13 protein-coding genes and 1 pseudogene are annotated in these 7,959 nt (G+C 63.0%); 3 read left to right on the plus strand and 11 right to left on the minus strand.

Annotated features, from left to right (window positions below):
* The first annotated feature begins 223 nt into the window (after positions 1–223).
* The gene (locus tag AvAM_RS00005; RefSeq protein ID WP_062804243.1) at positions 224–898 is read left to right on the plus strand and encodes a hypothetical protein; all 675 of its coding nucleotides are present in this window, start codon (positions 224–226) and stop codon (positions 896–898) included.
* Position 899: 1 nt separating this feature from the next.
* Here AvAM_RS00005 and AvAM_RS00010 read toward each other — a convergent pair whose 3' ends face one another.
* From AvAM_RS00010 to AvAM_RS00050, 10 genes are all read right to left on the minus strand, one after another.
* Positions 900–1,565, minus strand: coding sequence for a recombinase family protein (locus tag AvAM_RS00010; RefSeq protein ID WP_199227626.1), 666 nt, complete (start codon positions 1,563–1,565; stop codon positions 900–902).
* A 225-nt stretch (positions 1,566–1,790) separates the two neighbouring features.
* Positions 1,791–2,348, minus strand: a complete 558-nt coding sequence (locus AvAM_RS00015; protein WP_003100847.1) for a recombinase family protein — start codon at positions 2,346–2,348, stop codon at positions 1,791–1,793.
* Positions 2,342–2,713, minus strand: coding sequence for a hypothetical protein (locus AvAM_RS00020; RefSeq protein WP_003100853.1), 372 nt, complete (start codon positions 2,711–2,713; stop codon positions 2,342–2,344). The genes AvAM_RS00015 and AvAM_RS00020 overlap by 7 nt, the downstream gene beginning before the upstream one ends.
* The gene (locus AvAM_RS00025; protein ID WP_003100856.1) at positions 2,710–3,210 is read right to left on the minus strand and encodes a hypothetical protein; all 501 of its coding nucleotides are present in this window, start codon (positions 3,208–3,210) and stop codon (positions 2,710–2,712) included. The genes AvAM_RS00020 and AvAM_RS00025 overlap by 4 nt, the downstream gene beginning before the upstream one ends.
* Positions 3,207–3,533: a hypothetical protein gene (locus AvAM_RS00030; protein ID WP_003100858.1), complete on the minus strand. Its 327-nt coding sequence runs from the start codon at positions 3,531–3,533 to the stop codon at positions 3,207–3,209. The genes AvAM_RS00025 and AvAM_RS00030 overlap by 4 nt, the downstream gene beginning before the upstream one ends.
* Positions 3,534–3,787: 254 nt before the next feature.
* Positions 3,788–4,144 carry a cupin domain-containing protein gene (locus AvAM_RS00035; RefSeq protein ID WP_003465043.1) on the minus strand — a complete coding sequence of 119 codons (357 nt, stop codon included), beginning with the start codon at positions 4,142–4,144 and terminating at the stop codon, positions 3,788–3,790.
* 47 nt (positions 4,145–4,191) lie between these two features.
* On the minus strand, positions 4,192–4,365 hold the full coding sequence (locus tag AvAM_RS25560) for a hypothetical protein (protein WP_003154411.1): 174 nt from the start codon (positions 4,363–4,365) through the stop codon (positions 4,192–4,194).
* A 15-nt stretch (positions 4,366–4,380) separates the two neighbouring features.
* Positions 4,381–4,767 (minus strand): DUF86 domain-containing protein, encoded by a 387-nt coding sequence (locus AvAM_RS00040; RefSeq protein WP_003100872.1) that lies wholly within the window; start codon positions 4,765–4,767, stop codon positions 4,381–4,383.
* Positions 4,764–5,054 carry a nucleotidyltransferase family protein gene (locus AvAM_RS00045; RefSeq protein ID WP_001247892.1) on the minus strand — a complete coding sequence of 97 codons (291 nt, stop codon included), beginning with the start codon at positions 5,052–5,054 and terminating at the stop codon, positions 4,764–4,766. The genes AvAM_RS00040 and AvAM_RS00045 overlap by 4 nt, the downstream gene beginning before the upstream one ends.
* 177 nt (positions 5,055–5,231) lie before the next feature.
* On the minus strand, positions 5,232–6,074 hold the full coding sequence (locus AvAM_RS00050) for an AraC family transcriptional regulator (protein ID WP_079436164.1): 843 nt from the start codon (positions 6,072–6,074) through the stop codon (positions 5,232–5,234).
* A 117-nt stretch (positions 6,075–6,191) separates the two neighbouring features.
* Between AvAM_RS00050 and AvAM_RS00055 the strand changes: the two genes are divergently transcribed.
* Together AvAM_RS00055 and AvAM_RS00060 are read left to right on the plus strand one after the other, a co-directional pair.
* Complete coding sequence (locus AvAM_RS00055) at positions 6,192–6,725, plus strand: carboxymuconolactone decarboxylase family protein (RefSeq protein WP_013521184.1); 534 nt, start codon at positions 6,192–6,194, stop codon at positions 6,723–6,725.
* A 186-nt stretch (positions 6,726–6,911) separates the two neighbouring features.
* Positions 6,912–7,301, plus strand: coding sequence for a cytochrome P460 family protein (locus tag AvAM_RS00060; RefSeq protein ID WP_197506363.1), 390 nt, complete (start codon positions 6,912–6,914; stop codon positions 7,299–7,301).
* A 124-nt stretch (positions 7,302–7,425) separates the two neighbouring features.
* Here AvAM_RS00060 and AvAM_RS00070 read toward each other — a convergent pair.
* A pseudogene (locus AvAM_RS00070) lies at positions 7,426–7,782 on the minus strand (MerR family DNA-binding protein); the annotation flags it as partial.
* Between the last annotated feature and the right edge of the window lie 177 nt (positions 7,783–7,959).

Raw genomic sequence — 7,959 nt, forward strand, 5'->3', positions numbered from 1 at the left:
CCAAATGCATCGATAACTGGCACCAATGGATGAAACCGACCACGGTTTGACGCCACGAATCGCAGATTTGAAAGTGAACAGGAAAGTCAATGAAATCAACGATCTACCAACACCACCTCCGCGCCAGTGCTAGCTTTTCGTACCGTCACTTATTGCACTGAAAACGAGGAGACCCCATTTCTGACGATGCTGGCCAAGTCCGATTTACTCCAAGGGAAAAGTCATGCGTTACCCCGGCGGGAAGGGCGGTGCCGGCGTCTATCAGACGATCATCAACAACATTCCGCCCCACGACACCTACATCGAAACGCACCTGGGCGGCGGGAACATCCTGGAGCGCAAGCGCCCCGCTGCGCGCAGCATCGGGATCGACATTGACCGCGAGGTGATCCAGGCGTGGCAGCAGCTCGACGTGGACGGCCTGGAGCTGCATTGCGGTGATGCGGTGGCCTGGCTCGAAGGCCACGCCTTCACCGGCCGCGAGTTCGTCTATGTCGATCCGCCCTACGTGATGGACAGCAGGCGCGGCGGCAAGCTGTACCGGCACGAATACGACGACGCCGACCACGTGCGGCTGCTCGACGTGCTGGCCGGCCTGCCCTGTGCTGTGATGGTGTCGGGCTACGACTCGCCGATCTACGACAGCTCGCCTCTGGCGACCTGGCGCACCATCGAGTTCAACGCGATGACGCGCGGCGGCATTGCGATTGAACGGCTCTGGATGAACTACCCCGAGCCGGACGCCCTGCACGATCTGCGCTACCTGGGCAACAACTTCCGCGAGCGCGAGCGCATCAAGCGGAAGAAAGCCCGCTGGCAAGCGAAGCTCGCCAAGCTCGACCCACTGGAGCGGGCGGCGATCATGGAATGCCTGCGCGAGCTGGAAGCGGTCGAATAGGTCACGCCTCGGACTGCACCTGGTTGTGCAGCGCCCATACCCGTTTCACCTGGCTTTCGCTGCATCCGGCCAGCCTGGCCGCCTCCGGGATGCTGTGGCCTGCGGTACGCAAGGCCACGATCCGATCATGCACCTTCGTGTTCGGCTTGCGGCCGGTGAAGCGCCCGGCGTTCTTCGCCAGCTCGACGCCTTGCCGCTGCCGCTCGCGGCGATCCTCGTAGTCGTCGCGGGCGATCTGCAAGGCCAGCTTCAAAAGCATGTCCTGGACGGACTCCAGGACAACCTTTGCAACGCCCTTGGCCTCGGCCGCCAGGTCGGATAGATCGACCACGCCAGGGACGGCGAGGCGTGCGCCCTGCGCGCGGATCGACGCCACCAGGCGTTCGGCCTCGGGCAGCGGTAGCCGGCTGATGCGGTCGATCTTCTCGGCAACCACGACTTCACCGGGTTGCAGGTCGCCGATCATGCGCAGCAGCTCGGCGCGATCGGCGCGTGCGCCCGATGCCTTCTCGCGGTAGATGCCGGCGACGTAGAAGCCGGCGGCCCGCGTGCTCTCCACGATGGCGTTCTGGCGGGACAAGTCCTGCTCGTCGGTGCTCACGCGCATGTAGATGCGCGCCACCTTGAAGCTGACGCCCTGCGCCTGGTGCTCGGCCGGCGTCCGCATGATGCGGTCGGCACCTTCCACCAGGTCAGCGCCACCGACGCGCAGCGGCGGCGTCTTGGCGAGGGCCTGGCGCACTTCGCGGGATTGGCGCGGCATCGCGGCGATCTTGGTTTCCTGGGCGGTGCGCGGCGTGATGATCGCGCTGCGCTTCGCCGGCTTCTTCCCTGGGAAGTAGCCGTTGCGGCTGGTCATGGGGTCGTCTCAGAAAACGGAAAATAAAGCACGCTAAGCGTGCGTGGAGGCTGGCACCCAGCGGTACAGCGTCGGAATGGACACGCCGAGGTTCTTGGCCACGTCCTTGGGCGGCACCCCGCTGGCCAGCAGCTTCTTGGCCGACTCGATCTTGCTGTCGGTCATCTTCGGCTTGCGGCCGCCTTTGCGGCCGAGCTGCTTGGCGACTTCCAGCCCGGCGCGGGTGCGCTCGACGGTCAGCTCGCGCTCCATTTCGGCAAGGCTCGCCATGACGTGGAAGAAGAACCGCCCGGATGGTGTGCCGGTGTCGATGGAGTCGGTGAGGCTCCTGAACTGGACACCGTGCTTGTGCAGATCGCCGACCAGATCGACCAGTTGCTTGACCGACCGGCCCAGCCGGTCGAGCTTCCAGACGACCAAAGTATCGCCTTCGCGCAGCATTTCGAGCGTCTTGGCCAAGCCAGGCCGGTCTGCCCGCGTGCCACTCACCTTGTCCTCGAAGACCTTTTTACATCCGGCCTTGCTCAAGGCTTCGCGTTGCAGCTCCAGGTTCTGATCCTGCGTCGAGACGCGCGCATAGCCAATCAACATGGCTTGTCTCGCGCCCGGTCGATGCGTTCCTGCATCGCCTGCATCACTTCTTCGTGGGTGTACGATCTGGCGTTGGCGTCGGTGGCTTGCCGCAGGGCTTCCTCAACCTCGCGCGTCATCCGCTCGTAATCCTCCGGCCACAGCGCTTGCTCCATGCGCAGCGACGCCTGACCCAGCAGGTGCAGCAGGCTGAACAGCCGCATGTCGTTGGTGGCGACGATGCGCTCCCGAATCTGCTCCTGAATAGCTTCGCTAGCCCGATGCGCTTGTGGTGTGGCAGTCCCCTCGTAGTCAGCGGGGAATTCCGCTTCCTCGGCAATCCTTGCCCAGGCGCTGGCCAGCGCCTCGATGGTTGACGTGCTCATTTCCGCCGCTCCTGTGCTCTTTGGCGAATCAACCGGCCAAGGGGCCTCGACGCGAAAACCAGCAGCATCACGCCTATCGGATACCAGGTCGAGAAGACCACCAAGGCATCGAAGGCTGGCCGTCCGGTGTTGGTAGGCAGTACGGCGGTCACAGCCATCAACCCGCCGACCGTCCAGATGATGCGCCACACGTAGGGCATCACGCGGGGCACGTAGCCGTCATCGAAAGCGGTCTGGTAGTAGCGGCGCAGGCCGCGCTCGGCAAGCGCCTGGCGCTGCCGCTCCGACAGCGCATCCGTCCGGCCATACCAGCGCCGGAATGGTGGACAGCGCAGCAGCAAAGGGGTGAAGAGGATCATCACCGCCACGATCGCGACACCCCACGCCATGACGGCGCCGGCATCGGGCCGCTTGGCGTTCTCGATCACGGGCGCGAAGACGCCCGGAGCACCGATCATCCAGAACAGCGCAATGTGCTGATGGAAGGAGAGCTTCATTTGCTCATCCACTTGCGCAGCAGGCGCTTTTTCAGGGAGGCGCGTTCTTGCGGGTTGCGTCCCTTGTGATTGGCGATGCGATCCGCCGTGGCGGCCTGGCGCTTGACGGGCCAGTAGGAGCGGCCATCCTTGCCCATCGACCAGACGCTGCTGGCCTGGTTTTCCAGCAGGGGCAGATGGGCGCTCAGGGCTTCGGGCGACGCGCTGGTCAGCGCCGTGCGCTCACGGGTGCGCCAGCGCTGATGCCAGAGCTTCTTGTCCTCGCGCTCGCTGCCGCAGGTCGTGTGCCCGACGATGGGTGTTTTGCGGCGGCTGCGGCTCATAACGTAGTGGTCTCCAAGAACATTCAGGACTGATCCCAGGCGTCGATGGTCAAGACCTGATCGGCAGGACAGGCGGCTACGCGGTCGGGAACTGGATGGTGTTCAGTCTCATGCCGACCCCATTCGATTGATCGCGTCGCTTGCGGCACGCTGCGACGCAAGGAGGTTTGCGACCTGGTTTAGCAGCCGTGTCCGCTGCATGTCTGTTACCTATCTCCCCGACCGCTCATTGGACCAACTCCAGAGATTGGGCTCTATCGCTCAGCCAATACGAAACCGGCATTGGCTGATGCCACAACCGAGACGAACACAAATGGCTCGGTACCTGTATTTCGCGCCCCGTGCACTTGGCCCGGTCTTGCCACGGCTATCTCACCTTCCCTGAGGGCACGAACAATCCCATTGCCCTGAAAGTAATCAGCCATTCCCGACAAAACAGTCCACGTGTCTTGGCCGTGAGGATGAATGTGAGCCGCAATTTCCTGCCCGGGATGGACATGCCAAACCACGATAATTGAGTCTCGGGTTTCAAGCACAACGGAACGAATAGGCTCGCCTTCGGACGGCTGAACATACTCGGCTACAGAAAATATTCTCGATTCAACAGTCATCGGAGATCCCTCTTTCACAGTGCCCCCAGACAGGCTGGATATGAGTTCTAACTCGAATTTGAACGGGAGGCTGGTCGTGCGGTCGTGCAGTTGCCGATGAGCGTGTCGGCTGCTGCCTCCTTGCCCACCAGCGAACTCACGTCCGTTGCGGCCATCCAGAAGGTCTTGCCCGAGCGCGGCTCATAGGTCGCGGGATCGAACACGCCAGAGGGGCCGAACATCGGCGGCTTGATTGGTCATGGCTCCATGCCTTTGTCGTTACGGTCTTCATCGTCGGCATCCTGACGCACGGCGGGCAATTGCTGGAGCAACGCCGGCAGCCATTCCTGTACCGTCTCCCACACCACATCGAGGTTGATGTCGAAATAGCCGTGAGCCATGCGATTACGCATATTGCGCATGCTGCGCCACGGCACGTCGGCATGCGCCTGGGTGAACTCGACGTAGCCATCCATCACCTTTGTGGCCGCCTCGCCGATGACGATCAGGCTCATGATGACGGCCTGCTGGGTGCGCTTGTCGGCCAAGAAGTCGTCCTTGGCCATCCCTTCCACGAAGCTGCGCGCATCGGTTGCGGCCTGCTGAATGTGGTCGAGGTAATCGGGCAGGCGGTTCTCGCTCATATCGGTTGCGCCTCCGCGAGCACCTTGGCCCGGAACTTCGGCGGCAGGTCGCCGGGAGTCAGCAGATCGACGTCAACGCCGAGCAGCGATTTCAGTTCTTCTTCCAAATCGCCCAAGTCCAACAACGTGGCACCGGGCAGCGCATCGACCAACAGGTCGAGGTCGCTGCCATCCCGGTCGGTGCCATGCAGCACCGAGCCGAAGACGCGCGGGTTCGCGGCGCGAAAGCGGCCTACCGCTTCACGCACTGCGCTTCGCTTCATGTCAAGCACAACAGACGGTCGCATGCGCATCCTTTCTTATCGAAACTCGTTGAGATGATATGCAATCAAGAATAGAATTTCAAGAACTATTTTCGAGAATCGCAATGCCTTGATTCCCGTGCCGCGCCTGTGAATTTCACCCGCTCGACGAGCGCAACACCGACGCCGCCTACGCCAAGAACCGGCGAATCGACCTCAAACTCACGAACCGCTGAGCGACGCGTCACCGCGCTGCTGCGCCAGCCAGTCGCGCGGGGCGCAGCCCATGCGCACGCGGAAGGCGCGCGCCAACGCGTTCGGGCTGCCGTAGCCGACGCGGTCGGCCACCACCGCCACCGGACGCCCCTGCTTGAGCAGGGTGCAACTGACGTTCATCCGCCAGTCGGCCAGATAGTCGCCCGGCGTGACGCCCACCGCGTCTTTGAACGCGGCGGCGAAGCGCGCGCGTGACATGCCCGCCTGCGCCGCCAGCGCCTCGAGCGACCACGCGGTCTGCGGCGCATCGTGCATGGCGGTTATGGCGCGCGCGAGTTTCGGGTCGGCCAGTCCCGCCAGCAGTCCGGTGGCGCCAAGCCGCCCATCCATCAGATAACGCAGCAACTGGATCAGTAGCAACTCGCACAAGCGGTCGATGGCGGCCTGCCGACCGCACTGGTCGCGCTCGGCTTCGGCAAACAGCAGCTCTAGCGTCGGCCCGAGGCCGGGCAAGTCCGCCAGCGGAATCAGCAGCATCGACGGCAAGGCCATGGCCAACGGATTGCCCGTCGAAGCGCCCAGATCGACCTCCGCACACAACAGCTCAGCGGTATCGCCGGGGGCGGCGACAAAACGATGCGACGCCACGCGCGGATAAAACAGCAGGCTCGGCTCGGTAACCAGCAGATCTTCATGCACGGGCGAACGCGCCGTAATCGGGCCGCGCCGCACCAGATGGATATAGCCATGCGGCGCCGCGTAATGATGCTGCCCACAGAAGGCGCCGCTGTGAAAAACGCGCGCCGAAAGCGAGTAGTGCCGGAGCAAGCCGGCCAGTCGATCCGCCATTCCACTCTCCATATAAGACGATAGGTTACGTATTTGATACTTTACGTGCCATATCGTACCAAACAAAGGGCGATCATGCCCACGTGCTCTTGCACCTCACCCACTACGGAGATAGACATGACCCAAATCGCCCCCCTGACCATCGACACCGCTGACGCCGCTACCGCTGCCACACTCAAGGCCGTCAAAGCCAAGCTCGGCGTGGTGCCGAACCTGCTCGCCACGCTGGCCCACGCGCCGGCAGCGCTCAACGGCTACCTCGGCCTGTCCGAAACGCTGGGCACCGGCCGCCTGAGTGCCACCCAGCGCGAGATCGTTGCGCTGGCTGCCGGTCAAGCCAATCGCTGCCAGTACTGCCTGAGCGCACACACCCTGATCGGCAAAGGTGCCGGACTGTCGGCAGAGGCCATCGCCGCGGCCCGCACCGGCCAGGCGGCCAACGCACTTGACGATGCAATTGCCGGCTTTGCCCGCGCGCTGGTCGAGCAACGCGGCGTGGTGTCGGCCGACGCCATGGCCAACTACCGCCGCGCGGGGCTCGACGACGGCCTGATACTGGAAGTGATCGCCAACATCGCGCTGAACACGCTCACCAACTACACCAACCACATCGCCGACACCACGGTGGATTTCCCCGTGGTCGCCGTCTGATCTCCATAGGCATATAAGGAGAACACAACGAAAATCGCACTCACCGGCGCTCTGCTCGCCAGCGCCCTCGTCCTGCCACTGGCCGTCACGGCCGGCGACTTTTCGCCCTATGTGGACAGCCAGGGCGGCATCAGCCGCCCCACAGACTTCCGCACAAACTTCGTCCACCTGGGCTCATATGCGGTGTTGGACGAAAAATCCGCCTCTCGCGGCCTGCACGATGTGTACACCGAAAAGGCCTCGGCCGAGCACTACCGCAAGACCGGCAAGTTCCCGGACGGCGCCACGCTGGTGAAAGAGATCCGCAAGCTCGAAACCAGCGCCATGACCACCGGCGACCCTGTGGTCTGGGGTTCCGATGCGGCCGTGTGGTTCGTGATGGTCAAGGACGCCAAAGGCCGTTTCGCCAGCAACCCCTTGTGGGGCGACGGCTGGGGCTGGGCGCTGTTCAAGGCCGACGCCCCCGCCAAGAATGTCGCCGTCAGCTACGCAGCCGACTGCATGGGCTGCCATGTGCCGGCGGCCAAGACCGACCGCGTATTCATCCAGGGCTATCCGACACTGACCCAGCACTGACTTGCTTGTCACTTTCAGAAGGCGACAGCACGAAATATCAAAAGTCGACCGCACGGTCTTTTCTGACGTTGGAGTCGCCTCAGAAAACGGAAAATAAAGCACGCTAAGGCGTAGTTCCCTCGGGCTACACCGCGTCCGCACTGCGCGGTTCTTTCTTCCCTTGCAGTGACGCAATCAGCGGGCAGGAAACGTTCCCCTTCCGCGCATGGCAGGCGCACACCAAATCAGACAGCACGGCCTCCATGCGCGCCAGGTCAGCCATCCTCTCGCGCACGTCCTTGAGCTTGTGCTCGGCCAGGCTGCTGGCTTCCTCGCAATGGGTGCCATCCTCCAGCCGCAGCAGCTCGGCGATCTCATCCAGGCTGAAGCCCAACCGCTGGGCTGATTTCACGAAGCGCACCCGCGTTACATCCGTCTCGCCATAGCGGCGAATGCTGCCGTAAGGCTTGTCCGGTTCCGGGAGCAAGCCCTTGCGCTGATAGGGGTCTCCTCGTTTTCAGTGCAATAAGTGACGGTACGCAAAGCTAGCACTGGCGCGGGGGTGGTCTGGGTAGACCGTTGATTTCATTGACTTTCCTGTTCGCTTTGTAAACGGGTATGGTGGCCTCCCACTTTTGAGGTTCACGATGCAGGGTTGGCACACAACGTTTTTGGGGAT

The organism is Acidovorax sp. NB1 (genome assembly GCF_005405905.1).
Taxonomy (GTDB): domain Bacteria; phylum Pseudomonadota; class Gammaproteobacteria; order Burkholderiales; family Burkholderiaceae_C; genus Acidovorax.

What these genes read in the sequence shown, in the direction of transcription:
- AvAM_RS00005 (WP_062804243.1), top strand. Translation starts at nt 224, where the DNA reads ATGCGTTACCCCGGCGGGAAGGGCGGTGCCGGCGTCTATCAGACGATC.
- AvAM_RS00010 (WP_199227626.1), bottom strand. Translation starts at nt 1,565, where the DNA reads ATGCGGACGCCGGCCGAGCACCAGGCGCAGGGCGTCAGCTTCAAGGTG.
- AvAM_RS00015 (WP_003100847.1), bottom strand. Translation starts at nt 2,348, where the DNA reads ATGTTGATTGGCTATGCGCGCGTCTCGACGCAGGATCAGAACCTGGAG.
- AvAM_RS00020 (WP_003100853.1), bottom strand. Translation starts at nt 2,713, where the DNA reads ATGAGCACGTCAACCATCGAGGCGCTGGCCAGCGCCTGGGCAAGGATT.
- AvAM_RS00025 (WP_003100856.1), bottom strand. Translation starts at nt 3,210, where the DNA reads ATGAAGCTCTCCTTCCATCAGCACATTGCGCTGTTCTGGATGATCGGT.
- AvAM_RS00030 (WP_003100858.1), bottom strand. Translation starts at nt 3,533, where the DNA reads ATGAGCCGCAGCCGCCGCAAAACACCCATCGTCGGGCACACGACCTGC.
- AvAM_RS00035 (WP_003465043.1), bottom strand. Translation starts at nt 4,144, where the DNA reads ATGACTGTTGAATCGAGAATATTTTCTGTAGCCGAGTATGTTCAGCCG.
- AvAM_RS25560 (WP_003154411.1), bottom strand. Translation starts at nt 4,365, where the DNA reads ATGTTCGGCCCCTCTGGCGTGTTCGATCCCGCGACCTATGAGCCGCGC.
- AvAM_RS00040 (WP_003100872.1), bottom strand. Translation starts at nt 4,767, where the DNA reads ATGAGCGAGAACCGCCTGCCCGATTACCTCGACCACATTCAGCAGGCC.
- AvAM_RS00045 (WP_001247892.1), bottom strand. Translation starts at nt 5,054, where the DNA reads ATGCGACCGTCTGTTGTGCTTGACATGAAGCGAAGCGCAGTGCGTGAA.
- AvAM_RS00050 (WP_079436164.1), bottom strand. Translation starts at nt 6,074, where the DNA reads ATGGCGGATCGACTGGCCGGCTTGCTCCGGCACTACTCGCTTTCGGCG.
- AvAM_RS00055 (WP_013521184.1), top strand. Translation starts at nt 6,192, where the DNA reads ATGACCCAAATCGCCCCCCTGACCATCGACACCGCTGACGCCGCTACC.